The sequence below is a fragment of the Pseudoalteromonas sp. SG45-1 genome (assembly GCF_014164135.1).
In the GTDB taxonomy this organism is placed as follows: domain Bacteria; phylum Pseudomonadota; class Gammaproteobacteria; order Enterobacterales; family Alteromonadaceae; genus Pseudoalteromonas; species Pseudoalteromonas distincta.
Genome location: NZ_JACJEP010000022.1, coordinates 1 through 26,311, shown reverse-complemented (window position 1 = coordinate 26,311; position 26,311 = coordinate 1). Strand labels below are relative to the sequence as shown.

The 26,311-nt window shown below is 39.6% G+C and carries 26 protein-coding genes, 1 tRNA gene and 1 other RNA gene; 23 read left to right on the top strand and 5 right to left on the bottom strand.

The window, feature by feature from the left end:
• Nucleotides 1–484 precede the first annotated feature (484 nt).
• From H5117_RS16050 to H5117_RS16040, 3 genes are read left to right on the top strand one after another with little or no spacing between them, the layout of a single operon-like run.
• Nucleotides 485–1,900: a TolC family protein gene (locus H5117_RS16050; RefSeq protein ID WP_182715611.1), complete on the top strand. Its 1,416-nt coding sequence runs from the start codon at nucleotides 485–487 to the stop codon at nucleotides 1,898–1,900.
• On the top strand, nucleotides 1,890–3,206 hold the full coding sequence (locus tag H5117_RS16045) for an efflux RND transporter periplasmic adaptor subunit (protein WP_182692799.1): 1,317 nt from the start codon (nucleotides 1,890–1,892) through the stop codon (nucleotides 3,204–3,206). The genes H5117_RS16050 and H5117_RS16045 overlap by 11 nt, the downstream gene beginning before the upstream one ends.
• Nucleotides 3,203–6,286, top strand: a complete 3,084-nt coding sequence (locus H5117_RS16040; protein ID WP_182695411.1) for an efflux RND transporter permease subunit — start codon at nucleotides 3,203–3,205, stop codon at nucleotides 6,284–6,286. The genes H5117_RS16045 and H5117_RS16040 overlap by 4 nt, the downstream gene beginning before the upstream one ends.
• A 138-nt stretch (nucleotides 6,287–6,424) precedes the next feature.
• Here H5117_RS16040 and ssrS read toward each other — a convergent pair.
• A non-coding RNA gene (gene ssrS / locus H5117_RS16035) (6S RNA) lies at nucleotides 6,425–6,607 on the bottom strand.
• A 193-nt stretch (nucleotides 6,608–6,800) separates the two neighbouring features.
• Here ssrS and H5117_RS16030 point away from each other — a divergent pair.
• The 5 genes from H5117_RS16030 to H5117_RS16010 all read left to right on the top strand — a co-directional run bounded on the left by H5117_RS16030 (nucleotide 6,801) and on the right by H5117_RS16010 (nucleotide 13,180).
• Complete coding sequence (locus tag H5117_RS16030; RefSeq protein ID WP_002962745.1) at nucleotides 6,801–7,364, top strand: UPF0149 family protein; 564 nt, start codon at nucleotides 6,801–6,803, stop codon at nucleotides 7,362–7,364.
• Between the two features lie 28 nt (nucleotides 7,365–7,392).
• Nucleotides 7,393–8,715: a Xaa-Pro aminopeptidase gene (pepP, locus tag H5117_RS16025; RefSeq protein ID WP_182738650.1), complete on the top strand. Its 1,323-nt coding sequence runs from the start codon at nucleotides 7,393–7,395 to the stop codon at nucleotides 8,713–8,715.
• 15 nt (nucleotides 8,716–8,730) lie between these two features.
• Nucleotides 8,731–9,918: a 2-octaprenyl-6-methoxyphenyl hydroxylase gene (gene ubiH / locus H5117_RS16020; protein ID WP_182738649.1), complete on the top strand. Its 1,188-nt coding sequence runs from the start codon at nucleotides 8,731–8,733 to the stop codon at nucleotides 9,916–9,918.
• Nucleotides 9,915–11,081 carry an FAD-dependent monooxygenase gene (locus tag H5117_RS16015; RefSeq protein ID WP_182721146.1) on the top strand — a complete coding sequence of 389 codons (1,167 nt, stop codon included), beginning with the start codon at nucleotides 9,915–9,917 and terminating at the stop codon, nucleotides 11,079–11,081. The genes ubiH and H5117_RS16015 overlap by 4 nt, the downstream gene beginning before the upstream one ends.
• A 197-nt stretch (nucleotides 11,082–11,278) precedes the next feature.
• The gene (locus H5117_RS16010) at nucleotides 11,279–13,180 is read left to right on the top strand and encodes a S9 family peptidase (RefSeq protein ID WP_259404462.1); all 1,902 of its coding nucleotides are present in this window, start codon (nucleotides 11,279–11,281) and stop codon (nucleotides 13,178–13,180) included.
• A gap of 158 nt (nucleotides 13,181–13,338) precedes the next feature.
• Here the strand turns inward: H5117_RS16010 and H5117_RS16005 are convergent, their stop codons facing one another.
• Nucleotides 13,339–14,538: an alpha/beta hydrolase-fold protein gene (locus tag H5117_RS16005; RefSeq protein WP_182738648.1), complete on the bottom strand. Its 1,200-nt coding sequence runs from the start codon at nucleotides 14,536–14,538 to the stop codon at nucleotides 13,339–13,341.
• A 376-nt stretch (nucleotides 14,539–14,914) separates the two neighbouring features.
• On the opposite strand from H5117_RS16005, the gene rpsF reads away from it, so the two are divergent.
• From rpsF to alr, 9 genes are all read left to right on the top strand, one after another.
• On the top strand, nucleotides 14,915–15,256 hold the full coding sequence (gene rpsF / locus H5117_RS16000) for a 30S ribosomal protein S6 (protein WP_002962750.1): 342 nt from the start codon (nucleotides 14,915–14,917) through the stop codon (nucleotides 15,254–15,256).
• Between the two features lie 43 nt (nucleotides 15,257–15,299).
• Nucleotides 15,300–15,617 (top strand): primosomal replication protein N, encoded by a 318-nt coding sequence (gene priB, locus H5117_RS15995; protein ID WP_004588456.1) that lies wholly within the window; start codon nucleotides 15,300–15,302, stop codon nucleotides 15,615–15,617.
• A gap of 12 nt (nucleotides 15,618–15,629) precedes the next feature.
• On the top strand, nucleotides 15,630–15,857 hold the full coding sequence (gene rpsR / locus H5117_RS15990) for a 30S ribosomal protein S18 (protein WP_002962753.1): 228 nt from the start codon (nucleotides 15,630–15,632) through the stop codon (nucleotides 15,855–15,857).
• A 35-nt stretch (nucleotides 15,858–15,892) separates the two neighbouring features.
• On the top strand, nucleotides 15,893–16,345 hold the full coding sequence (gene rplI / locus H5117_RS15985; RefSeq protein WP_002962755.1) for a 50S ribosomal protein L9: 453 nt from the start codon (nucleotides 15,893–15,895) through the stop codon (nucleotides 16,343–16,345).
• 436 nt (nucleotides 16,346–16,781) lie between these two features.
• Nucleotides 16,782–17,330: an RNA polymerase sigma factor gene (locus tag H5117_RS15980; protein ID WP_002963053.1), complete on the top strand. Its 549-nt coding sequence runs from the start codon at nucleotides 16,782–16,784 to the stop codon at nucleotides 17,328–17,330.
• Nucleotides 17,317–17,799 (top strand): hypothetical protein, encoded by a 483-nt coding sequence (locus H5117_RS15975; protein ID WP_182738647.1) that lies wholly within the window; start codon nucleotides 17,317–17,319, stop codon nucleotides 17,797–17,799. Before H5117_RS15980 ends, H5117_RS15975 begins: the two co-directional genes overlap by 14 nt.
• A gap of 9 nt (nucleotides 17,800–17,808) precedes the next feature.
• On the top strand, nucleotides 17,809–18,747 hold the full coding sequence (locus H5117_RS15970; RefSeq protein ID WP_182738646.1) for a DUF4097 family beta strand repeat-containing protein: 939 nt from the start codon (nucleotides 17,809–17,811) through the stop codon (nucleotides 18,745–18,747).
• 112 nt (nucleotides 18,748–18,859) lie between these two features.
• On the top strand, nucleotides 18,860–20,239 hold the full coding sequence (gene dnaB, locus H5117_RS15965) for a replicative DNA helicase (protein WP_002963050.1): 1,380 nt from the start codon (nucleotides 18,860–18,862) through the stop codon (nucleotides 20,237–20,239).
• Nucleotides 20,239–21,318, top strand: coding sequence for an alanine racemase (gene alr, locus H5117_RS15960; protein WP_182738645.1), 1,080 nt, complete (start codon nucleotides 20,239–20,241; stop codon nucleotides 21,316–21,318). Before dnaB ends, alr begins: the two co-directional genes overlap by 1 nt.
• A 31-nt stretch (nucleotides 21,319–21,349) precedes the next feature.
• On the opposite strand, the gene H5117_RS15955 is transcribed toward alr, so the two are convergent.
• Nucleotides 21,350–21,589: a DUF2960 domain-containing protein gene (locus H5117_RS15955; RefSeq protein WP_002963045.1), complete on the bottom strand. Its 240-nt coding sequence runs from the start codon at nucleotides 21,587–21,589 to the stop codon at nucleotides 21,350–21,352.
• A gap of 100 nt (nucleotides 21,590–21,689) precedes the next feature.
• Here H5117_RS15955 and H5117_RS15950 point away from each other — a divergent pair, with 100 nt between their 5' ends.
• The 3 genes from H5117_RS15950 to H5117_RS15940 all read left to right on the top strand — a co-directional run bounded on the left by H5117_RS15950 (nucleotide 21,690) and on the right by H5117_RS15940 (nucleotide 23,570).
• Complete coding sequence (locus tag H5117_RS15950) at nucleotides 21,690–21,941, top strand: hypothetical protein (RefSeq protein WP_002963043.1); 252 nt, start codon at nucleotides 21,690–21,692, stop codon at nucleotides 21,939–21,941.
• 201 nt (nucleotides 21,942–22,142) lie between these two features.
• Nucleotides 22,143–22,760 (top strand): nicotinamide riboside transporter PnuC, encoded by a 618-nt coding sequence (gene pnuC / locus H5117_RS15945; protein WP_002963042.1) that lies wholly within the window; start codon nucleotides 22,143–22,145, stop codon nucleotides 22,758–22,760.
• Nucleotides 22,761–22,763: 3 nt separating this feature from the next.
• Complete coding sequence (locus H5117_RS15940; RefSeq protein WP_182738644.1) at nucleotides 22,764–23,570, top strand: phosphotransferase; 807 nt, start codon at nucleotides 22,764–22,766, stop codon at nucleotides 23,568–23,570.
• Nucleotides 23,571–23,573: 3 nt separating this feature from the next.
• Here the strand turns inward: H5117_RS15940 and H5117_RS15935 are convergent, their stop codons facing one another.
• The gene (locus H5117_RS15935; RefSeq protein WP_039490259.1) at nucleotides 23,574–23,756 is read right to left on the bottom strand and encodes a hypothetical protein; all 183 of its coding nucleotides are present in this window, start codon (nucleotides 23,754–23,756) and stop codon (nucleotides 23,574–23,576) included.
• A gap of 400 nt (nucleotides 23,757–24,156) precedes the next feature.
• Here H5117_RS15935 and H5117_RS15930 point away from each other — a divergent pair.
• From H5117_RS15930 to H5117_RS15920, 3 genes are all read left to right on the top strand, one after another.
• A tRNA-Arg gene (locus H5117_RS15930) sits at nucleotides 24,157–24,233 on the top strand.
• A 220-nt stretch (nucleotides 24,234–24,453) separates the two neighbouring features.
• Nucleotides 24,454–24,924 (top strand): hypothetical protein, encoded by a 471-nt coding sequence (locus tag H5117_RS15925; RefSeq protein ID WP_182738643.1) that lies wholly within the window; start codon nucleotides 24,454–24,456, stop codon nucleotides 24,922–24,924.
• Nucleotides 24,925–24,975: 51 nt separating this feature from the next.
• A complete protein-coding gene (locus tag H5117_RS15920) occupies nucleotides 24,976–25,488 on the top strand; it encodes a site-specific integrase (protein ID WP_182738642.1) in 513 nt (170 codons plus the stop codon).
• Nucleotides 25,489–25,656: 168 nt separating this feature from the next.
• On the opposite strand, the gene H5117_RS15915 is transcribed toward H5117_RS15920, so the two are convergent.
• Complete coding sequence (locus H5117_RS15915) at nucleotides 25,657–26,250, bottom strand: AAA family ATPase (protein WP_182738641.1); 594 nt, start codon at nucleotides 26,248–26,250, stop codon at nucleotides 25,657–25,659.
• Nucleotides 26,251–26,311: the final 61 nt, after the last annotated feature.

Sequence of the window (26,311 nt, the reverse complement as noted above, 5' to 3'; positions counted from 1 at the left end):
TTTATTTTAGGTAACTTGAAGCAACTGACTTGTAATCAGTAGTCTGTATAAGTTACCCGCTCGACTTTGTTAGTCGGCACCATTTATTTAAAAGCCTCGCTTATAGCGGGGCTTTTTTGTTTCTATATGTCTAATACTAATCCGCAATAATACTTAATTAATTTGAGTGATTAAATCTGCCGTCAACTGCGTTAAAAATTTCTGATACAAGACAAAAATAACGAAATTTTTGCCTTGTTATCGACACGATTTTCTTACCTCAAAATAGATCACTTAATTAAGCGAATTAGGTATAATCTTTTAGATACACTACAAAAAGTTAATTTTAGTATTAAAAATTGCTGATCATTTACTCATTTTTACCGTATAACTGGCTATTATGTTAATTCATCGCTAGCTATGTAATGTTATGTAAAGTAAGTTGAGCAAAATTTGCCAAAGTGCTTGAATTACGTTCATAAATAGCAGTAATTTAGGTTTAATTATGATTTGGCAATGCAAGCCAACCCTACTGGCAATTAGTGTGATGCTGCTGAGCGGCTGTGCGAGTGATTTAAACTCGTCTCAGCGCATGCAAGTCCCTAATAATATGCCTCAGCAATGGCAGCAAGAAGCATCAAGCTCAGTATTAAAAGTACAAGAGCAATGGCTTACACAATTACAAAATCCTACGCTTAATAAATTTGTACAACAGGCACTTAAAAATAACCAACAGCTTTTGCAAACGAGTTATGATGTTGAAATTCAAAAGCAGCAACTTATAGTCTCGGGCGCTGCACTTTGGCCAAGCCTTGATTTATCAACACGTACAAGCCGTAGTAAAGACAACCGCCCTGTAAGTTACGACAACGCAAGCTCAGCTAGTTTAAACTTAACTTACGAGGTTGATTTATGGGGTAAGCTCTCTGACGCCAAGCGCGAAGCTAATCTTAACTATTTAGCTCAGCAGGCACGGTTTGAGCAAGCTAAACAGCAACTTGTTGCTGATGTAGTAACAGGTTGGTTTGATGTGGTTACGGCGCAGCAATTACTGGATTTATTTAAGCGTCGCGAAGCCAACTCACAACAAAATCTTGATATTATTGAAGCTGGCTATCGCCAAGGCATAAACGAAGCGCTCGATGTGTATTTAGCGCGTAATGAGCTTAATAATGAACGCTCTCGCATTGCCACTCAAACAGCGAGTTTATCGGCATCAGCACGTGTACTTGAGCGTTTACTTGGTGAATACCCAAAAGGCGCTATTACTGCTAGTAGTGACTTACCTGTTATTAATACCGATATTCCTCTAGGATTACCTTCTGAGCTTATAACGCGAAAACCTACTCTACGTGCAAGTTGGTATGAGCTTTTAGCAGCCGACGCATCATTGGCATATGCGCACAAACAACGCTTTCCAAGTTTAGATTTAACGGCTTCATTAAGTGATAGCACAGACAGAGTAAGCGACTTGTTTTCTCCATCAAGCCTTGCATGGTCCTTGTTAGGTAGTATTTCAGCGCCACTTTTTGAAGGTGGGCGCTTAAAAGCCAACGAAGAAATAGCGCGTCTTAATACTCAAAAGCAAGAGCAGCTTTATTTACAAACGCTTTATGACGCATTTGGTGATGTTGAAAATGCAATTTCGCAGCAGAAGTCCCTCAAAGCTCAATATACAAGCACGTTAGAGGCACAAGAAAACGCACTTGCTGCAGAGCAATTGTCGTTTGAGCAGTATCAAAGTGGCTTGGTAACTTACACGACAGTGCTTGATGCCCAAGACCGTTCTTTTGACGCGCAAAGCTCCTTAATCGATATTAAAAACCAATTAATAGCCAATAGAATTAACCTACACATTGCCCTTGGTGGTGATTTTGCAAAGCCCTCAAGTGAACTAAAGAGCAATAACGATGAAAACTAAAACAGCAAAAATTATTATTCCAGCGGTGGTTATTGTTGCCACAATTTTAATTGTTATGTTTATTAAGGGGAATCCACCAGAGGCTAAACGCTTTGGGACACCTCCTAAGGCATCAATAAGTGTGGCTGCGCTTGAGCTAAAACCACAAAATTATCAAGTTATGATAGACAGCTACGGTACGGTAAAACCACGTACACAAAGTTTGTTAGTGGCTCAGGCATCTGGGCAAATAATTGAAGTAAGTGATGACTTTAGAGAAGGCGGTTTTTTTGAAAAAGGCGATGTACTTTTAAAACTAGACGACAGAGATCATCAGGCTGAAGTTAAATCTGCTCAAGCCAATTTATTAACCGCAGAGCAAGGTTTGCTAGAAGAGAAGGCGCGTGGGCAACAAGCCATTACCGATTGGAAGCGCCTTGGCGGCTCAAATCAGGCAAGCAGCTTAGTACTACGTGAGCCACAACTAGCAGCCGCTGAAGCTGAGGTTTTATCGGCTCAGGCAGCACTTGAAAAAGCGATGCTTGATTTAGAGCGCACTAAAGTAACGGCGCCATATGCGGGGCGTATACTTAGCCGCAGTGTTGATTTAGGGCAAGTTGTTACTAACAACACACAGTTAGCAACCATTTACGCAATCGATAGCGTTGAGATTCGCTTACCAATTAAAAATAAAGATCTCCCATTTGTAAATTTACCAGAGCAGTATCGCGATGGTGCTAAAAACCAAGCGGGTTCAATTGTTAAATTTACTTCTGACTTAGTAGGTGAGCAAACGTGGCAAGGTCAATTAGCACGCACAGAAGGTGCTATAGATGAAGGCGCACAGCAGCTTTATGTAGTTGCTAAAATTAATGACCCGTATAAAGCAACAGCAAATAACCAGTACCCAATAAAAATTGGGCAGTATATAAAAGCGCAAATTACCGGCAGAACAGTATCTAACGCACTTATAATTCCTAACAGTACAATTTATCAAGGAACGTACGTTTACATTGTTGAAGGTGGCGTACTTAAGCGCAAAGACATCACACTAGCTTGGCAAAATGCGACTCAGGCGATGATAAAAACCGGTTTAAACGCAAATGATAAGCTTGTTATTACTCCACTTGGCCAAGTAAGTTCAGGAACTCAAGTAAGTATTTTAGGTGAACAAAGCGCAGATCAACCTAAAAGCCGTGGAGTGAATGGGCAAGGTAAAGGAAAGCGCCCGACTCCAGAGCAGCTTGAACAAAAAGCAAAAGAGCTTGGTATTAGTGTTGAAGAGTTAAAAAAACGCCGTCCAGCAAAGCAAGGAGATAAGCCATGATAGCTTGGTTTGCCAAAAACCATGTTGCTGCTAACTTATTGCTAGTAACGTTGCTGCTGTCGGGGCTTTTTAGTTTATCGACTAAAATACCGCTTGAAGTATTCCCTTCATTCGAAACCGACATGATAAGCGTGAACGTAAGTTTGCGCGGCTCAACACCAGAGGATGTAGAGCAAGGCGTAACAATTCGTATAGAAGAAGCCGTACAAGATTTAGAAGGTATTAAGCAAATATTTAGCCGCTCTTCTGAAGGCTCAGGCTCTGTAACAATTGAAGTTGAAACGGGCTACGACCCGCGTGAGCTTTTAGCCGATATTAAAAGTCGTGTAGATGCAATTAACACCTTTCCAGCCGATGCTGAAAAGCCAATAGTCGCGCTTGCGGAACGAATTCGCGAAGTTATCGCGGTTACCGTATCAAGTGATTACGGCGAAAAAGAAACCCGTGAATACGCAGAAACAGTACGCGATCAAATTCTACGTTTACCAAATGTGACGCAGGTAGAGCTAAGTGGTGTTCGTGATTATGAAATTGCCATTGAAGTAAGCCAAGACGTTCTTCGCCAGTACGATTTAAGTTTGGCACAAATATCGAGTGCCATTGCTAATTCAAGCTCTGATATTTCTGCTGGTAACTTAAAAACTGAAGGTGGGGACGTACTTATAAGCTCTAAAGGGCAAGCATATCGTAAAGATGAATTTGCCAATATTGTTGTTAAAAACCAAGCTGACGGCACTATTATTCGTTTAGGCGATATTGCAATAATTAAAGATGATTTTGAAGAAACCCCAGTACGTACTCGCTTTAATGGTAAGCAGGCTGCATTTATCGACGTATATCGAATTGGTCCGCAAAGTGCGATTACTGTTGCTGACGAAGTTAAAAATTACATAAAAGAGCAACAAAGCTCCCTTCCACAAGGATTTGAACTAAGTTACTGGGATGATGATTCGGAGCTGGTTAAAAGTCGAATTGCCACACTAACGACCAATGCCCTACAAGGCGGTATTTTAGTACTTGCTTTGCTTACTTTGTTTTTACGACCTGCAATTGCATTTTGGGTATTTATTGGTATTCCGGTTTCGTTTATGGGCGCGTTTATAGCGATGCCTATATTTGGCGTAACCCTTAATATTATGAGCTTATTTGGCTTTATATTAGTACTTGGGATTGTTGTTGATGACGCCATAGTTACTGGCGAAAATGTCTATACCCATTTAAAAACAGCTAAGTCGGGCGAGCAGGCTGCAATTTTAGGTACTCAAGAAGTCGCAACACCAGTAACATTTGGTGTATTAACTACCGTTGCCGCCTTTTTACCTTTGGCCTTTATTGAAGGGGCGCGCGGTGCTTTGTTTGCACAAATACCGGTAGTGGTTATTCCGGTATTATTGTTTTCATTGATTGAATCTAAATTTGTACTACCCGCACATTTAAAATATATAAAACTACGCCACGAAAAAGGCGAACCTTCAAAGTTTGATGTTATTCAACAGCGTTTTGCAGATGGATTTGAAAACGCGATTTTAAAATACTACCAACCCACTTTAAATTTAGCACTGCGCCATAAATTGGCTTCGGTAAGTTTGTTTGTTGGTGTGTTTATAATAATTTTAACCATGATCACTAGTGGTTGGACTAAGTTTGTATTTTTCCCGCGTATACCAAGCGAAACAGTCCGCGTTAACTTAACACTACCAACAGGTACGCCGTTTGAAGTCACTAATAAATACGTAATTGATATGTCGCAAAAGGCGCAGCAATTACAAGAAAAATACCGCGACCCAGATACAGGTGAAAGCGTTATTTTAAATATATTAGCCACAACAGGTGGGCGCGGTGGTGTATCTAATTCAGGTTCTGTACGCTTTGAAATAACACCGGCTGAAAAGCGTGAATCAGACATAGGATCAAGAGAGCTTGCCAGCGAATGGCGCGATTTAATTGGTGTCATTCCAGGCGCTGAAAGCTTAACGTTTAGAGCTGAAATTGGCCGAAGTTCTGACCCAATTGACGTGCAGCTGAGCGGGACTTCGTTGACTATTTTACAAGACGTGGCTGATCACATTAAAACCCGTTTATCGACCTACCCAACGGTATTTGATATTGCCGATAGCATGTCTGATGGTAAAGAAGAGTTACAAATAGAGCTTACGCAGCAAGGCTTAGCGCTGGGCTTAAATAGAGTTAATGTTGCAGGTCAAGTGCGTAACTCGTTCTTTGGCTCGCAAGTCCAACGTATTCAGCGCGGACGTGATGATGTACGTGTAATGGTTCGCTTGCCTATAGACGAGCGCCGCTCTGTAGCCGATTTACAAAATATACTCATCAATACACCTACTGGTGGCTCGGTGCCGTTATCGCATGTTGCAACTCTTACCGCAGGGCAAAGTCCATCAACCATTAACCGAATAGACCGCTACCGTACTTTAAATGTAACAGCGGATATTGAAAAAAATAACACCAACATGACCATACTTCAGGCTGACCTAACGGAGTATTTAGATGAGTTAATGCAACAATACCCTGGAGTAGATTATAAACTAGAAGGTGAGGCTAAAGAGCAGCGAGAGTCGTTTGGGTCATTGGCTTGGGCACTTGTGTTTGTATTTTTCATAATTTATGCGCTATTAGCGATACCGCTTAAGTCTTACTTACAGCCAATTATAGTAATGAGTGTAATTCCATTTGGCATGATAGGTGCTGTAGTCGGGCATTGGATTATGGGCATGGATTTAACCATTATGAGCTTGCTTGGTATGCTCGCCCTAACTGGGGTGGTAGTAAATGACTCCCTTGTACTAGTTGATTTTATCAATAAAAAGCGTAGTGAAGGCGGCAAATTACTAGATGCAGTTAAAATTGCCGGTGCATCGCGTTTTCGCCCTGTAATGCTAACAAGTTTAACGACCTTTATTGGCTTAATGCCGTTATTATTTGAAAAAGCGACTCAGGCGCAGTTTTTAATACCTATGGCGGTAAGTCTAGGGTTTGGGATTATTTTTGCGACCTTTATTACTTTATTGTTAGTACCAATAAACTACATGATGATGGAGCGCTTTCAAGGTTGGTTTAAGTAAATAAGCGTAAGCATTTAAAATTTAGCTGTAAGTAAGAAATTGCTTGCAGCTTTTTTTTGCCAAAAATTATAAAAATAATGTACGAAGGTATAGCAAAAAAATGAATAAGTAATAAGAGGGAGTATAAAAAGTAAGAAGGTGTTCCCCAAGATACGGTACCCGGTTTCAGTCCTGAAACCAGAAGGTTTCAGGGCGGAAATCTGCGGTTTACCGTAGGCTTCTCGGTACATGCCGAGCTTGCACAATAGTAGACGAACAGAAATCCTGGTATAAAATTTATCGGCTCAGGGACTTAACCAAGCTCCGGTACCCCAGGGAACAATTTAAGTATATAAGACATAATCCAATCCTTAAACCCTAAACGTAAAAAATTAAACCGTTCGCTTAGTTTTCCCGCATCTTTAACTCGTCATTTACTTTATCGCATGGTTTTTGAGCTTGATCATACAATTAATTGGAGTTGCTTTTTATCGAGTGGTAGCATTGCCTTAACTTGCAAAGCGAAGATTCGATTATGAACGATTTACCCGATTACGAAAAAGCTCAACTGCTTTTAGAAAAAAACGAAATATTTGTATCACCTGCCGAAGCGCATGGTGTAATTAGTGGTTTACTTGCGTGTGGTTTAACCATTGACGACAAAGAATACTTAGGCCTTTTGAGCGATGTGTTTAACGATGGTGAATCATTTAGTAACGATTTAAAGCAGTTTTTTGGCACTATTTATAAGCAAGTAGTTGCGAGCTTTAATGATGACGAATTTCAGTTTGATTTATTTTTACCAAACGATGACGAAACACTCATCGATCAGGCTAATGGCCTCGTATCATGGGTAGCAGGGTTTATGCTTGGTTTTGGCTTAAAGCAAAAAGATTACGGTAAGTTATCAAGCGATGTTAAAGAGGTTATTACTGACTTTAGCGAAATCACTCGCCTAGATACCACTTTTGAAGAAACCGAAGAAGACAGCCAAGCGCTGCACGAAGTGATTGAATATGTGCGCGTATCAGCACTACTTTGTTTTGCAGAGCTTGGTAAAGAGCAAAACACGCAAAGTACTAAAAAAACACTTCATTAGTTTAAAAAGTTAAACGGGTTGGTTAATAATGGTTGAAGTACAAAAGTCAGAATTTAAAGCACGCCGTGAGCGTTTACTTGCGCAAATGGATAAAAATAGCGTTGCTATTATTCCCGCTGCGAGCGAAGTGACGCGTAGCCGCGATACCGAATATGCATTTAGACAAGATAGCGACTTTTTCTATTTAACAGGCTTTAACGAACCCGACGCTGTACTTGTACTATGTAACAACAGCGATGCACCCAGTACTTTATTTTGCCTAGATAGAGACAAGCTTGCAGAAATTTGGCATGGCCGCAGAGTTGGCTTTGATAAAGCTAAAAGCGACTACTTGTTTGATGAAGCTTACCCGTTAAGTGAATTAAACGATAAGCTACTCGATATACTAAATGAAAAAGATGCGATTTATTTTGCACAAGGTGCTTATCCTTCATTTGATACCAAGGTGTTTACGTTACTAGGTACGCTTAGAAGTGGCTCACGAAAAGGCTTCAAAGCACCGAGTACTTTAAAAGAAATACGCGGCCTTATTCATGAAATGCGTTTGTTTAAATCGCCAAGCGAAGTAAATGTTATGCGAGAAGGCTGTGAAATTAGTGCGCGAGGGCACATGCGCGCTATGCGTTTTTCACATGCCGGAGCTACTGAATTTCAGCTAGAGGCAGAGCTGCATCATCATTATGCCATGAATGGTGCGCCGCACCCGGCGTACGGCACAATTGTTGGTAGTGGCGACAACGCCAATATTTTACATTACACGCAAAATAGCGACGTATTAAAAAATGGCGACCTGGTACTTATAGACTCCGGTTGTGAGCTACAAGGTTACGCAGCCGATATTACCCGTACTTTTCCAGTAAATGGTCAATTTAGCGAAGAGCAAGCCGCGCTTTATAATATTGTTCTTAAAGCGCAAGAAGTTGCTTTTGATGAAGTAAAACCCGGTGGTTACATGTCGCATGCTAATAAACTAGCAATGGAAGTAATGACCCAAGGTTTACTTGATTTAGGTATTTTAACCGGCGACTTTGATGAGCTAATGGCAAAAGGGGCATGTAAAGAATATTACATGCACGGGCTTGGGCATTGGCTTGGTTTAGATGTACATGATGTTGGCGATTACAAAGTAAATAACGTTGAGCGTGTATTTGAGCCCGGTATGGTACTCACCATAGAGCCTGGGCTTTATATCAGCGAAGACTCAAGCGCACCGCAAAAATACAAAGGCATTGGTATTCGTATTGAAGATAACTTGCTAGTTACCGAAACAGGCCATGAAAACTTGACCCTAAGCGTGCCTAAAAAAATTAGCGATATAGAAGCACTTATGCTAAGTGCTAAAAACGTATAAAGCTCGGAGAGTAAAGTGGCTAAGCAGTTTGATGTAGTTGTTATTGGCGGTGGTTTAGCGGGAGCAAGCTGCGCGTTAAGTGTGGCTAAAACTAATCCCGCGTTAAATATTGCCGTTGTAGAAGCTAATCAAGTTACCGGCGACTACCACCCAAGCTTTGACGACAGAAGCATTGCACTTGCTCAGCAATCGGTAGAGTATTTACAAAGCCTCAATTTATTTGAACAAAATGCCCCTTACACCGCCGCAATCAAAAAAGTGAGCGTGTCTGATAGAGGCCACTTTGGCAAAGCGCACATTAATTGCGACGAATTTGCTAAACCTTCACTTGGTTACGTAGTAGAAGTTAACCCTTTTGGCCGAGCGCTCCACCTGCGTTTAACGCAATCAAATATTACGCTTTTGTGCCCCGATAGCGTAATTGCCATTGAGCAAACCCTGCATAGCAATACACTTACCCTGCAAAGCGGCGAGCAATTAAGCGCAGCGCTATTGGTTATTGCTGATGGTGCACAATCACCCACACGTAATTTACTTGAGCTTGGCTTTAATACTCAGCCTTATGAACAAGGCGCAATTATTGCCAATGTAGAAGTGGCTGGTGGGCATAATAATCATGCCTTTGAGCGTTTTACACAAAGCGGGCCTATGGCGTTATTACCCATGAGCAATAAGCGTTATTCGTTGGTGTGGTGTATGAGCCAAGATCAGGTTGAACAGCACATGGCACTTAATGAACAAGACTTTATAAGTGCCCTACAAAGTGCGTTTGGTTATCGCGGTGGTCAATTTACTAAAGTAGGCATGCGCACGAGTTACCCGCTCGTTTACGGGCAAGTCGAGTCTTTGACTGCGCACCGTACAGTGGTTATTGGTAATGCCGCACATGCTATTCATCCTATTGCAGGGCAAGGTTTTAATTTAGGCCTTCGCGACGTGCAAGTACTAAGTAATTTAATAGCAAACAGCCAACACGGTTTAGGCAGCTATGCGTTTACACGTGAATATTCTAAAAAGCGCAGTGATGATATAAAAACCGTAATGAGCTTAACCGATGCACTTGTTAGGCTTTTTTCAAACTCATCGCGAGTGCTTGCATTGGGGCGCAGTATTGGGTTGTTTTCGATGGATTTATTTCCCGCATTAAAAGCGCCATTAGCCAAACAGTTAATGGGGCAAGTTAAACAAGGTAGGCGTTTATGAAGCAAGCACAGGTTTGTATTGTAGGTGGTGGCTGCGTAGGGCTAACACTAGCACTTGGATTGGCAAAAGCCGATATAAGCGTCGTTGTACTCGACGGCGCACCAACACAAGCGTTGCCAACTGACGAATATGGTTTGCGCGTAAGTGCGCTAAGCATTGCAAGTCAAACCTTGCTTGAGCAATTAAATGTATGGCCCGAAATTATCGCACAGCGAGCGTGTGCTTATACGCATATGGATGTACGCGATGCCGACAGTTTTGGCAAAATAGCGTTTGATAACAAACAACTTGAGCTTGAGCATTTAGGCCATATTGTTGAAAACGACATTATCCGCTACGCGCTCATAAAAGAGTTGGAACAACAAAGTAGTGCCACGTTAATGTTCGATACACAGTATCAGCAAATACATCAAAGCGAATCAGATGTATTTATAACGCTTAAAAGCGGCGAGCCAATTATTGCAAAACTGCTGGTGGCCGCTGATGGGGCAAACTCAGCTATTCGCAAACAATTTAATATGGCGCTTAGCTTTAAAGATTACGATCACCATGCGCTAGTCGCAACCGTAAAAACCAAAGAGCCGCACGCAAATACCGCACGCCAAGTGTTTTTACCAACCGGGCCGCTGGCATTTTTACCTCTGAGCGATGCAAATACCCATTCAATAGTATGGTCTACTAGCCCCAACCACTGCGATGAGCTGCTTGCAATGGACGACAGTGCCTTTAATAAAGCTGTTATGGCTGCAATAGATGGCCAATGCGGGCTATGTGAAGTGCAAAGTGCGCGCGCAGCTTTCCCACTTAAAATGCGCTACGCTCAGCAATGGGTTTCAGGCAAAGTGGTACTCATTGGCGATGCTGCACATACAATCCATCCACTTGCAGGGCTTGGTATGAACTTAGGCCTAAAAGACGCCGCTTATTTAATTGAGCTACTCACAAGTGATAGTAAGGAGTTTGCAAGCACGCGCACACTTCGCGATTACGAACGTACCCGTAAGCTCGATGCGCAAAAGCACATAGCCATGATGCAAGGGTTAAAAGAGTTATTTGAAGGTGCAAATCCGGTTAAAAAACTTATCCGCGGAGTAGGGCTATCATTAGTTGATAACCTAGGCCCAATAAAACACCTGTTCGCCAAAGAAGCGATAGGAAAGTGATGTAGGTTGAGTGAAACAAAACTCCACGAGAAAAGCGGTTAGTTATTCGCTTTTAATAAAAAACCGATGTTTAATTTAAGCATCGGTTTTTTATTAAAATAAATTAAGTACTTACTTTGTATGCTTTTTCGGTAAACTTTGTTATTTTTACATTAAATATAATAAAAAGTTTTTACTAAATTTTAAGGAAGAAATAAATGTTAAAAATAACACTCTTATTTTTTTTATTAACTGCGTCTGTAGTTCATGCAAAAGATAAACCGTGGGAGTCTTACGCTAAACTTCCAATGGTAGAGCAACCACAAATATCGCCAAATGGAGAAATGATAGCAACACTTTATAATACTGCTGAAGGCCCTACTATCAGTTTAGCTAAATTTCCTAGTATCGAATTCAATATATTAGCAAGTCTCAAAAAAGATAAAGACAGAGTCGACTTTATTCGTTGGTCAGGTAATAAATATATCATTGTTTCTGCTAGTTACCCTGAATATGTCAATGGTCAATACATGAGAGTTTCAAGGTTATATTCGATCAATGTTGAAACCAATGAAAGTAAAATGCTAACTACGCGACGTTTTTCTGAATATAAGTGGTATAGATATCAGAGTTTCAGACTCGTTTCCTCACTTAAAAATGAGCCAGATTTCGCGCTAGTGTCAACGTTTGATGAAAAAGATAAAGCTTATTCTGTTTTTAAAGTTGAATTAGGTGATTCTAGTTTTGATAAAATTCAGAGGAATAAAGAAAATATTGGAAGTTGGTATGCAGACCCTAAGGGAGTTTTACGCCTGGGGATCGCAATTGATAAAAAAGATGATAAGTTTATTGCTTCAATATGGTATCGAGCAAAGAAAGATGAAGCATTAAAAATGATTCATACCCATATTTTGGGTGAAGATAGTACTTTCTCCATCCAAGGCCTTAATGAAGATGGTACAAAAGCTTACGTCCTTTCTGATCGTGTATTAAACAGACAAGCTTTATGGTCATATGATATCGAGTCAGGGGAGTTTGAAGAGCTTGTTTATAGCAATGATAAATACGATATAAATAATGCAATCGTTAATAGTGAGGGCGATTTTATAGGGGTTGGCTACTATGATGATTTCTACAAGAGCCATTATTTTTCAGAGGTAGACGGTAAGCAAGAGCTTATGGTTGCTAATTTATTTGGTGATAAGCAAGCTAGTATTGTTAGCCGTAGTAAAGATAGAACACGAATTCTTGTAAATGTAATAAGTGATTCAGTCAGCCCTACTTATTATTATTTTGATTTAAACACAAAGAAGGGCGGCGCTTGGCTATCTAAATTTCCTTATTTAGCACGTAATAAATTTGTACCAGTGCAAAACTATAGCTTTAAAGCGAGTGATGGAGCTGAAATCTCAGGCTATTTTACAAAACCAGAAGGGATTAAAACTCCGCCGCTAATTGTTATGCCTCACGGAGGACCGCATAGTCGAGACTACAAATACTTTAATCGAGAGCTTCAATATTTAGTTAGTTTAGGTTATGCGGTATTGCAAGTGAACTTCAGGGGCTCAGAAGGTTTTGGTAGCGCTTTTGAAACTGATGGTTATTATCAGTGGGGTAAACGTATGCAACAAGATGTATATGATGCGATGGATTGGGCTACTAGAACCGGATTAACATCAAAAAATAATGCATGTATTTATGGCGCAAGTTATGGTGGTTATGTTGCATTAACAGCTGCATGGCAAGAGCCCGAACGCTTTAAATGCATTATTAGTATTTCTGGAATATCGGATCTAAAAGGGTTAGTTGAAGATGAAGAGCGACAAGATGCCTACCTAGGTAATATTGTTGATATGACTGATAGTAAAGCCGTTGATGCATTATCTGAGGTTTCGGCAATCAATATGATTAACCGAATTAAAGCCCCAATTTTGCTTATCCATGGGACAAAAGATACGAGAGTTGACTATCGACAATCAAAATATTTTTATGATAAAGCAAAGCGAAACCTAGATATAAAGTATGTTGAAATTGATGACGGAACACACTTTTTTGATGATCCAGAAAGCTTAAAAATACAATACAAAGAGGTTACTGAGTTTCTTAAAAAGCATTTGTAAGTAAATCAAATGAGCTTTTTTATTCAAAACCGATGTTTAGTTTAAACATCGGTTTTTTGTTTTTAAGTAGTTTGAAATAAATTTAGAGCTGCTCATTTTCACGCGAGCGTAGCTTGTAATTACTATCGTTAGCTAAAAAGTGCTTTGCGTTAAATCAGTTACAAATTCTCTTGTGCTTCATTCACCATATCTTTGAGCGCATCAATTAACATTGGATCTCGCGAGTTTTGCTTAGCAAGTTCTAATGCGTGTTTCATACTAGTGACGGCCTCTTTGAACTGCTTATTTTCAGTATAGCCTTGCGATAAACGCATGTGAGAATAGGCTGCATTTGGGTAATGGGTAGTAAAGTGTTTAAGCGTGGTAACAGCTTTAGCTGTGTTACCAAATTTTTGCTGGCTATGAGCAAATTCTACATATACATCTTGTGGAATTTTAAGCTCAAACCCATATTTATCACTCAGTGCTTGGTAGTAACCTGTAATAAGCGATACATCAGCAAATCTTCCATGCTCGTCAGTAACGCTAAAAATTAGGTCGCCAAATAAGTGAATTAGGCTATCGCTAAGGGCTGGTAGTATGGTGCCCATATGACTAAAAGTAGGGTAATGCTTATATTCCCATTTTAGTTGTGTGGGCATTTGTTGCTCTAAATTTACTAAAGTATTTAATACACCTGTATAAAAGCGTGACCCTTCACTTGCTACACTAATAAATAGCGATTGACCGCCTTTAGAGTTTTTAGTGTATTTTATAATATTATTTTTTAATTCTTCATCACTCCACCAACTGTTTGGGCTTATAGCTATATAGTTATTAAATAACTCAGGCTGATTAACTAAAGTATAAAGCGCTAAAGTACCTGCATTAGAGTGGCCAATTAAGGTGTTGTAGCCGTTAGTTGAGTAATTACTGTTTATGTAGGGCATGAGCTCGTCAGACACAAATTTTAAAAAATTGTCGGTTTGCCCCGCTTCAGGCCATTTATTTTTTACAAAGGTTTGAAACTCTGTTTTAGGTTCACCTTCTACTTTAGGTAAGTAATCACGAACGCGGTTAGTTGTATCAATACCAACGAGCATGGCATTAGGTATCTGCTCGTAATCAACAAGGGATTTAATAACACCAGACGCCGTATGAAAGTGCTCAACACCATCAAGTAAATAAATAACATAAAGCGGCTGATCGTCTTTTACAGTGTCAGGTATGAAAATTTTAATGGGTCTGTCTTCGTTCAGTATTTTTGATTGCAGAATGACTTTTTTACCAACGGTTATGTCAGTTGTATTGGTTTTTGCGTGGCTTAAAAATGGTGTACTAAAAGTAAGTATTAATACAAGCGATAGTAAGAGCTTCATAAATATCCTTATTTAATAATGTATTGCTTAATAATTGCACGGCTTTAAGTTTGAGTAAATACTTATATTTTGAGGCAGGTGTTAGACTTAAGTAATTCAAAGCTGCGCTTTTTTATGCGCGCAAGCTTGGCGTATATGATAAATATTAAACTACGAGTTTAGCTTTTCCTTTAGGCCTAAGGCTTGCTAACGGGATGAGCGAAGCTCGCAATAATTGCCTTTAAACTCTTATCTATAAAAGCTTAAAAAACCTGCTTGCTTAATTATCCGTCTAAGCGTAAAATGCGCGCTCATTTCGGCTTTTAAACTATTAATTCCTTGCCTTAAACCGACCGGCCGAAACGGTAGAAGGCTCTATTAACCGTAAGGAATATCCATGCGTCATTACGAAATCGTATTCATGGTTCACCCTGATCAGAGTGAGCAAGTAACTGGTATGATCGAACGTTATACTGGTTCTATCACTGAAGCTGGTGGTACTATCCACCGTCTTGAAGACTGGGGCCGCCGTCAACTGGCTTACCCAATCAACAAGCTTCATAAAGCTCATTATGTTCTTATGAACGTTGAAGCACCTACTGAAGTAATCAGCGAGCTAGAAACTACTTTCCGCTACAACGATGCAGTGCTTCGTAACTTAGTTATGCGTACTAAAAATGCTGTAACTGAAGCGTCTCCTCTTGCAAGAGAAGAGAAGAAAGAAGCACCAGCTGCTTAATTGTTTTGAGTCCTAGCATGGCATGTAGTCAGCAGTTATTATAATGGTTAGCCCATATATGAATCAGCTGGTTATATCTGGGGTAGTTTGTAAAACTCCCAAGTTTAGCCAAAGCCCTGCTGGCATCCCGCATTGTATTTTTGTTGTAGAACATAAATCAATGCAAACCGAAGCAGACCTTAACCGTAATAGTTATGTGAGGCTTCAGGTAGTTGCCAGTGGAAAGCAAATGCAACAACAGACTCAACATTTGCACGTTGGGCAGGCATTGCAAGTGAGTGGTTTTTTAAATCGCCACGAAGGTCGTAACGGCCTTAGCCAATTGGTTTTGCATGCTCAGCATATAGAAAGAATTATTTGAGGAATTAATCTCATGGCACGTTATTTCAGACGTCGTAAGTTCTGCCGCTTTAAAGCGGAAGGCGTACAACAAATCGATTACAAAGATCTAGCTACTCTTAGAAACTATGTTACAGAAAGTGGCAAAATCGTACCTAGCCGTATCACAGGTACTAGCGCTAAATACCAGCGCCAGCTAGCAACTGCTATTAAGCGTGCTCGCTACTTAGCCCTTCTTCCATACACTGACTTACATAAGTAAGCAGCGGATTAACAGTTTTTAAAAGGTGTAGAAACATGCAAGTTATTCTACTAGATAAGATCGCTAACCTAGGTAGCCTAGGTGAACAGGTTGTAGTTAAATCTGGTTTCGCACGTAACTTCCTTTTCCCGCAAGGTAAGGCAGTTCCTGCGACTAAAGCTAACATTGAAACGTTTGACGCTCGTCGTGCAGAACTTGAAGCGAAAATCGCTGAACAGTTAGTTGCTGCACAAGCACGCGCTGAAAAACTAGAAGCATTAGCAGAAGTTACATTAGTATCTAAAGCTGGTGACGAAGGTAAGTTATTCGGTTCAATCGGTACTCGTGACATCGCTGACGCTATCTCAGCTGTTGGTGTTGAAGTTGCTAAGTCAGAAGTTCGTTTGCCTCTAGGTACTATCCGTGAGACTGGTGAATTTGACGTATCAATTTCAGTTCACTCAGACGTAACGGCTACTATCAAAGTAATCGTAATCGCTGAAGCTTAATTTTTAATTAAGCTAAAAAAGCCGTGCTATTAGCACGGCTTTTTTGTGCCTATAATTTGGCTAACTTCATTAGTTGAGGGCACAGTTAAATAATACCAATCCGCAATAATACTTAATCATTTTGCGGGGCTAAACGTGTCGCTACCTGTGTTAAAAAATTCTCATTTACGACTGCATGGATGCAGAAGGTAGAGCAATGCAGGAGCAATTGCTGAGAACAACTAAATAGCGAATTTTTTGTCTAGCTATCAACACGTTTTTCCATCCTCAAAATAGCTCACTTAATTAAGCGAATTGGTATAAAGCCTCGCATAAGCCACTTTTTATTCAATTATTTTTTCATTCCTTTTAAACCTTTTCGAACTGTCATTACGTCTAACTTATTAATACACTTAAATAGCAACTCAACAATAATAATTAAAAGGCGGCATCACGGATGTTACACGTTAAACCCGAACCAACGCCTTTGTGCGAAGCTGCACTCATTGAGCGAGTTAAATCGGGTGATCAAGGCGCATACACAACGCTTTATGAGTTACATATAAAACGAGTATACGGTTTATGTTTACGCTTATTAGCAGACCAAGCACACGCTGAAGACGCCGCCCAAGAGGTATTTGTACAGGTATGGCATAAAATAGCATTGTTTGATGGGCGTTCGCAGTTTTCTACTTGGCTATATAGTGTTGCCAGTAATGTAGCGATAAGTTACCTGCGTAAGCAAAAAAACTGGTTACAAAAAGTAGTAAGTATTGAACACAGCGGTATGGATGAGCAATCAGCTAACGACTGCAAAGGCTTAAATGGCCTCGATAAGTTAATAGTAAGGCTTCCTGAGCGCGCACGTATGGTATTTGTATTATTTGCTATTGAAGGTTACAGGCACGAGGAAATCGCGGAGCAATTAGGTATGGCTGTTGGTTCAAGTAAGTCACAATATCATCGTGCTAGGCAGTTATTACAAGAGTGGTATGAAAATGAGTAAACCAAACTTTAACGACTACTTAAATAAGTCATTAAACACGCTTGATAAAGAAATTACGCCACAAAAAGATTTATGGGCGGGGATTGAGCGAGCAATTGTTAATAATAAGCAGAACCCAAACAGCACTATTATTTGGCCAAAACTAACGGCAATAGCAGCGTGTACTGTGGCTGTTTTAATTGCTGTTAATATATTTGTTATAGCACCTGAACCACAGCCCGTAGTGGCTATAAGTGATTACTTTTCGGCTCAAAAAAATAGTTTGTTAGTTGAATACGAAAATAAAGAAGCATTAACCACTAACTGGCAAACGCAACTACAAGAACTTGAAGAAGCTGAGCAAGCAATAAAGCAAGCTCTTGAAAACGAACCACAAAACCAAGCGCTACTGACAATGTTAGCGCAAATATATCAACAACAACTTGATTTAATTAACAAGGTGCACGCGCCACGTTGGCAGCACATTTAGGAGTACGATATGAAAGCGTTTTTATTAGGACTGAGCTTATTTCCACTGGCGGCATTTGCGGGTGAAAAAATAGATAAGCAAATAGACGTACCAAGTGGCGGCACTATTTTTATTGAAAACCAACGCGGTGATATACATATTACAGGCTGGGATAAAAACGAATTTAAAGTATCTGGCGAGCTTGATGATAAAGCACAGGGTTATGAGCTTAAAACAAGTGGTGATAAAACACAGTTTATTGTAAAAATGCCCCGTAAATCAAATTGGGGTAATAGTGGTGACGGCTCAAACCTAACTATATTTATGCCTAAAAGCAGTAGTTTAGCGTTTGCTGGCGTTAATGTATCGGTGACTGCAAAGGAGCTTAAAAATGGCGCAGAAGTTGATGTGGTTAACGGCGAAATTACGGTAGATGATATTACTGGCAACATTAAGCTCACCACTGTAAATGGTGATGTAAACGCTGAGAACTTAAACGGGAATATTCAGTTTGAAACCGTAAATGGTGAAATTAACGATAGGCAATCAAGTGGTGAGCTGCGTTTTAGCGCTGTTAATGGTGATATTAAATCAACTTCAAGCGCTAATGATGTACGCCTTGAAAACGTAAATGGCGATATAGAATTTACGCTATCGACTATTAAAAACCTACGTATTAATACGGTCAATGGCGAAGCAGAAGTACAGATTAACGAGCTTTTAAAAGGCGGTGATGTACGTTTTGAATCAGTAAGTGGTGATGCCGACTTTTATTTCCCACAAAGTGTATCAGCAAAGTTTGAAATTAAAGCCCATGCTAATGGTAAAATCATTAACAAAGTCAGTAGTGACAAAGTCAGTAAAGCTAAATATGGCCCAGCCAGTGATTTAGAGTTTAGTATTAATGGCGGTAATGCAAATGTCGAAATGGATACCATTAGTGGACGAATAGAGCTTCGTACCAAATAACACTCATTCCCCATCACGATTACAAAAAGCAGGAAAGATTTCCTGCTTTTCTATTTGCACAGCCCCTGCAAGTCGATAGAATAGAGCCATTCAATTTTACTACTGTGAAGTTATGGCCAAACCAGATAAGCAAGTCGATACTCTTAAAGTTCCTCCCCATTCAATAGAAGCTGAACAATCTGTTTTAGGTGGCTTAATGCTTGATAACCAAGCTTTTGACCGCGTAGCTGAGCTTGTTGTATCACAGGATTTTTATACCCGCACGCACAAGTTAATTTTTGAGGCGATGACGGCACTTGCTGAGATTGGCGATCCGATAGATTTAATCACTATTTCTGAAAGTTTAGAAAAAAATAATAAACTTGCAGGCATTGGTGGTTTTGCTTACTTAGCCGAAATAGCTAAAAATACGCCAAGTGCAGCCAACATTGATGCCTACGCAAACATTGTACGTGAGCGTGCTGTTGTACGTGAAATGATTGGCGTGGCAAATGAAATAGCCGAAGCGGGTTTTAATACCGAAGGGCGTACTAGTCACGACCTACTCGATTTTGCCGAAAGCAAAGTATTTAAAATTGCCGAGCAACGTACAAAAAGTACGGAAGGCCCGCAAAGTATTCATAACATACTCGAAAAAACCGTTGATAAAATAGAAGAGCTTTATCAATCGCCACAAGATGGTGTAACGGGTGTAAGTACAGGTTATGCCGATCTTGATAAAATGACGACGGGCCTGCAACCGTCTGACTTAATTATTGTTGCAGCGCGTCCTTCAATGGGTAAAACCACCTTTGCGATGAATCTTGCAGAACATGCCGCAATGACTCAAGACAAACCCGTGCTAATTTACTCGCTAGAGATGCCTTCAGAACAAATTATGATGAGGATGTTAGCGTCTCTTGGCCGTATTAACCAAACTAAGGTACGTACAGGTCAGTTAGATGATGACGATTGGGCGCGACTTTCATCAACAATGGGCTTGTTGATGGAAAAAGGCAAAATGTATGTTGATGATGCCTCGGGCTTAACACCTACCGATGTTCGCTCTCGTGCACGTCGTATTGCGCGTGACCACGGCGGCATTAGTATGATCATGGTCGATTACTTGCAGCTAATGCGCGTACCTAGCCTTGCTGATAACCGAACGCTTGAAATTGCTGAAATTTCGCGTTCACTTAAATCACTAGCAAAAGAGCTAAAATGTCCGGTTGTTGCGCTTTCGCAGCTAAACCGTACGCTAGAGCAACGTGCCGATAAACGCCCAATTAACTCAGATTTACGTGAGTCAGGGTCGATAGAGCAGGATGCCGATTTAATCATGTTTATTTACCGTGACGAAGTTTACAACGAAGACAGTACTGATAAAGGTATTGCTGAGATTATCATAGGTAAACAACGTAACGGCCCAATTGGTAAAGTGCGTTTAACATTCCAAGGTCAATTTTCTCGCTTTGATAATTACGCGGGACCAGCGGTAGATGACGATTACTAATGCGCTTAGCGACTGCTGAAATTAACTTAACGGCACTTGCGCATAATTTAGCGCAAGTTAAGGGCTTTGCACCTAACAGCAAAGTGATGGCGGTGCTAAAAGCAAATGCTTACGGGCATGGATTAGTAACGATTGCGCAGCATTTAAATAATGCTGACGCATTTGCTGTGGCACGTATAGATGAAGGGCTTGCCCTTCGAGCTGGGGGCTTAACAAAACCAATTGTTTTACTAGAAGGCTTTTTTAACAAAGCCGACTTACCGATTCTGCTCGCCAACAATTTTCAAACTATTATTCACGATGAGTACCAATTAGCGGCGCTTGAAAAAGCAAAGCTAGATGCACCAATAACATGCTGGTTAAAAGTAAATACAGGTATGCATCGATTAGGTATTGCGCCAGAGCAGTTTGAAGCCTTTTATAGCCGCTTGCAAAAAACACCTAACGCTAAAAATACCGTTAATTTAATGACCCACTTTTCGTGTGCTGATGACGTTGATAATGCTAAAACGGTTCAGCAAATTACGTTGTTTGATAATTTAGTGAATGGTATTGACCAAGCGCATTGTTTATCAAATTCGGCTGGTATTATTGCCTGGCCGAGCGGTCATGGCGATTGGGTGCGTCCTGGGCTTATGTTATATGGTGTATCGCCAATGGCAAATAGTATTGGGCAGCAACACAAATTAAAACCAGTTATGCGCTTAACTACGCGCGTAATTGCAGTGCGAGATGTGCCTGCTAATGAGGCTGTTGGGTATGGTGGTCGTTGGAAAAGCGATAAACCAACCAAGTTAGCTGTTGTAGCTATGGGTTATGGCGATGGTTATCCTCGGCATGCTAATGAGGGGACACCGGTAATAATTGGTGAGCAGCGTTATGGTATTGTAGGAAGCGTAGCTATGGACATGATCAGCGTTGATATAGGCGCTAATGAGCATAATATTAAAGTTGGCGACAGAGTCACTATGTGGGGCCCTGAGCTACCAGTTGAAGAAATAGCACTGTGCGCTGATACTATTCCTTACGAGCTATTATGTAATATTACACCACGCGTAAGTTATGAGTATCAGCCATAGTTAGTTTTTAGCGTATACCAATTGGGTATAATTACTCTTTTATAAAGTAAATGTCGCTAAAGCCCATACGGGCAAATTCTTGGTCGCGAAAGTTACGAACAGAAGCAGACCCTTTTGAGGTCATTTCTATTTGGCGTACCATGTTTAAGTAATTTGTTAAATCAATACCCTCGGCAGCAGCAATAGCTTGATACATGTCGTGGTATTTATCTTTTGCGAAGTTAATTTCGCGCGGTTGGTTTTTAAATGTATACGTTATTCTGCGTGCCATAATAAGCTCAGTTAAATTGAGTGTTAGTATAATTTTACACTGTATTGAACTGGCATTGAATGATTTGTTTAAATCAAATAATTAAAAAGTAGAGTTTAAAATGAAATTATCAGTAGAGATCAGTAAATATCCACTTCACCAAGATTACATTCCGTTTATTAAAGGCTTTATTGACCGCTTAAACGAATACGAAAATTTAAAAGTGATTACTAATACGCTATCAACGCAAATTTTTGGTGATTATGATTTAGTAATGCAGGTGTTAAATACCGAAATTAAGCGCTCATATGAAGAATTTGGTAAAGCTATTTTTGTATGTAAGTTTCTCTCTGGCGACTTATCGCCTGAATAATCTATAATACCAATCTGCATAAATCTTTGATCAATTTAACGAATTAAACTGCACTATAACGTCGTTAAAAATTTTTTATTTAGAACAACTAGATACAAAAATTTTTGCCTAGTTTTAGCGTGATTTTCTTAACGTTAAATAGACCCCGTATATAAGCAGATTGGTATAACAAATGGCGCAACTAAACGGTGATTGCATAATATGGACTTTTTAACACAAACCTTAAGCGGTTTTACAGCAATGTCGCATTGGGAATACATTGCGGTAGGATTGTCGATGGCGTACTTATTATTGGCAATAAAGGAAAGCTTATGGTGTTGGCCGGCGGCATTTTTTAGCACGCTCATTTATACAATTATGTACTGGAATGGCGCATTGCTCATGGAGTCGTTACTTAATTTTTATTATATGTATATGGCTGTGTTTGGATGGGTTGTATGGAGAAAAGGCAAAGCTGAAAATTTAAATATTACATCGTGGTCGATAAACCGTCATGCTGTTTTAATTAGTTTAACAACCGTAGCTGCAATTACAATTGGTTACGTTATGCAAAACTATACGCATGCCGATTTTGCTTATCTTGATAGTTTCACAACGTGTTTTGCCGTAGTAACTACTTACTTAGTTGCTAAAAAAGTCCTCGAAAACTGGCTGTACTGGATTGTAATAGATGCAGCTTCCATGTATTTATATTATGAAAAAGGCTATTACCCAACGCTTGCGCTCTTTATATTTTATACCATTATGGCCGCGTGGGGCTTTAAAACTTGGTACGAAGAGTACGAACAAAGCCAAGCTAAGCCGCTAGCTCAGCTTTAATTAATGATTGAGCATAATCAGCTAGTAAAAATGTGTAGGGCGTTTATAGAGCCTACTAGCGTTACTTCAAGCGAGCGACTACTAAATGGTTTTAGTAACGATAATTTTTTAATACGTACCAAACAACAAGGGTATTTATTAAAGTGTTATAAAAGCCATTGGCCAGCCATAGGGCTTGAAGCACAGCGTTTTTTAAGTGAGCTTAATATATGTCCTGCGCCTGTTTGGCTCGATAAAAAGAATGGCCGTGCGGTATTTAATTATATTGAAGGTAATACAGCGCAATCGGATATAACGCTTAGCTTTATTAATAAACTTGCTCAAGTGCACAATTACAAAGTGTCTACTGCGCCAATGGATATAGCTAAAGAGCTGCATTTTTATCAAAGCACCGGCGTATATACGCAATATAAACCTCAAATAGAACGGGCACTCAAAGTAGTTGCAGCCATGCAATTTGATGAAGGCTTTTGTCATAATGACTTGGTAAAAGATAACATTATTGTAAATGCTTCGGGCATGTATTTAATTGATTTTGAGTACGCGCAAACTAACGATGTATATTTTGATTTGGCAGCCCTTGCAGTGAGCTTTAATCTTAATGAGAGCAGTGACAGTACATTGTTAAACAACTATAAAAATAGCGTTGATAAAACAAGCACGTTTTACCCATCAATAGATAAGCTAAATTACTATAAACTGTTTTTTTTGGTGTTATGTATTGCTTGGTATGAGGAGCGCAACATAACTAGTAAATCTATAATGTTACGTGCGCAGCTAAATAAACTTGTTACTAATACTTTTTTATAAAAGTTACAAACCACCAAAGCGTTCAGCGAGCTCTTTGTACTTTGTTACTTCGGCCGCATCAAATTGTGGTTCGCCATTCTCGTCTTCAGATTTAGCAATTAATAAACTTTCTCTAGAGAGGCGTTTTACACGCTCTACTTTTACACCTAAAAATTCAGCGACTTGCTCAGTAGACATTAAACTCATTATTATTTCCTCGTATTAAACTAATCCTCACAGCGACAATCATAATTTTAATGTTACTAAACCGTTACTGTTTCTTATCTAATAAGAATAAATAGCGTGTTTTTAAGCCTTTGTGAAGTGTTTTATTTAAAAGAGTTTAATTAATAAGCATATAAGCTGATCTTACTGGTATTTATTTAAAGATCTCTTTATCATTGCGGGTGCTAAAGCACTGATATCGCGAGTTGGTGTGGCGGCAACAAATGTGCTCTCGTGGTGAAATGGATATCACGTGGCCCTCCGGAAGGGGAGTTAGAGTTAATTGGGAGTACAGTAATAGTGAACTTATAGTGTATTTGGTAAGTTCACATTACATCTAATTATTAGTGAATACTTATTGCTAAGTGTTTGTTTTTATTGACCACCCGTAGCTCAGCTGGATAGAGCGATGCCCTCCGGAGGCATAGGTCAGAGGTTCGAATCCTCTCGGGTGGGCCATCCTCTCTTTTAGCCTTTGGGACAATTCAGGGACACCAAGATTTTTTGGGTCTTATTTGTCATCACGAGGCGTATACCATGAACTTTTCGAAATATTTTTATCTACCATGTTGTCAGCTCTGTAATTGGGGCAAATTTTTCAATTTTCTTGCCCCAGACTTATTTTTTAGCATTTGCGATGATGTTCACCGTTGGCATTGCAACTAAAAGGAGTTTATTTATGGCAACAATCACAAAACGCGAAAATGGTAAGTGGCAGGCGAAAGTTCGCCGTAAAGGCTTCAAAGGCCAGAGTCGAACATTCGCTAAGAAGAGCGATGCAGAAATATGGGTTAGAAAAGTGGAAACAGCAATGGATCAGTCTACTTTTAAATCCACTGACGCTGCAAAAAAGAAACTGGTGGTGGAGGCTTTAGAGCAGTATTGGGAAGAAGCTTTAGCTGAAAAAAAATCTTCAGAAAGTATTAAGTATATGAGTGATCGTATAAAGAAAGTTTTTGAAGGCTTTTCTTTACTAGATGTATCAATAGAGAGCATTAGGGAGTATAAAAACTACCGCTTGGAAACAGTTGTAGGCGATACAGTACGTAAAGAACTTGGGCATTTAGAACGTGTGTTCAAGTATGCCATGAATGAGTGGCAAATCCACTTACCTAATGGCAACCCTGTTACTCCAATCTCGCTGCCATAAAAAGGCAAAGCGCGTGATCGCCGATTACCTAGACATGAACAAGCCGTGTTGATGACGTATGCTGAGCAATACGATGGAAAAATTGATGAAATAATCACTTTGGCTATTGAAACAGCTATGCAACAAGGTGAGATTGTCAATGGACGAAGTAGAGAACAACTTAATAAATGGGGTTATTCTTGTATGTGTTGGGAGAATTTTGACGAAGTGAACTCAACGATTCTGTTGGTTGATACAAAAAACGGAGAAAGACGCACGGTGCCATTAAGCAGTCGAGCAAAAAAAGTAATACTAGTACAGCCACGCAAAGCAACAGGTCCTATCTTCGACATTAGTGTTTATACAGTTGGCGGTGCTTTCCGAAAAGTTGTCAAACGAGCAGGAATTAAGAATTTGCGGTTTCATGATCTTAGGCACGAAGCAACTAGTAGATTTTTTGAAGAGACCACTTTAAACATGATGGAGATAGCTGCAATCACAGGTCATAAAGATCTTGCAAGCCTCAAACGCTACACGCACCTTTGTCCCAAAAAGTTGGCGGAAAAGTTGGCAAAATCAGCATAGGAAACGTAAATTTCATTGGCTCCAGTTGGAGCCGATTTTTTATTTAGTAGTACGAAAAGACTAACTAAATTGTTTTTGGACAATTCTGAGTTAGAATAACTTTCCAATAAAAATCTAAATAATACCTTCAGTTATTCGAACTTAGAAAGTTATTGTGGCAAAATCTTGTCAGAGCATCATTTTGTTATAATGCTCTTCAAAATCAGTTCTGATAAATACATCCTTAAATTTAGCAATAAATCTATCTGATTCGATTTCTCCAAGATCTGTGATATTTACAGAATCAGAGTGAGATTCTCTATTTATAAACCTGAAGAAAGGTGAAAATTCAGAATCCGTTTCTTCTAGCTCGTCCAGTGTGGCTTTTAAAGCATCTGTCTTATGTACAAAAGAAAAGTAATACTCGAGAATATTTCTCATAATATTAGGTAAAACAATATTATTTGTAGTGCCGTTTTGAGCGTCTTTTATGATCTGCCAATATGATTGGTAATCATTTTTTATATCATCTCTACCCATAGGTATTATGCTACTGTAAGTATTTTTTAAAACTCTAAATAAATTACATTTAATATTGAATTGGTTATTTCCTCTGGGGAGGTACTTTATTAATTCATGTAAAAAATAAAGGCTATGGGTGAGCAATATAACCTGAGCGTATTGTTCTTCTTTAATCAGTTTTTTATTCGTGAGAGCACCTATGTAGTGGTCAATAAAATTTGGCCACAGTTTTAGAATCTTGATATCTAACCTCAGATTCATTTGGCGCTAAACCGGCATTATAATGATGCGGCCTAACGTTGTTGTAATATCCGTTGATATA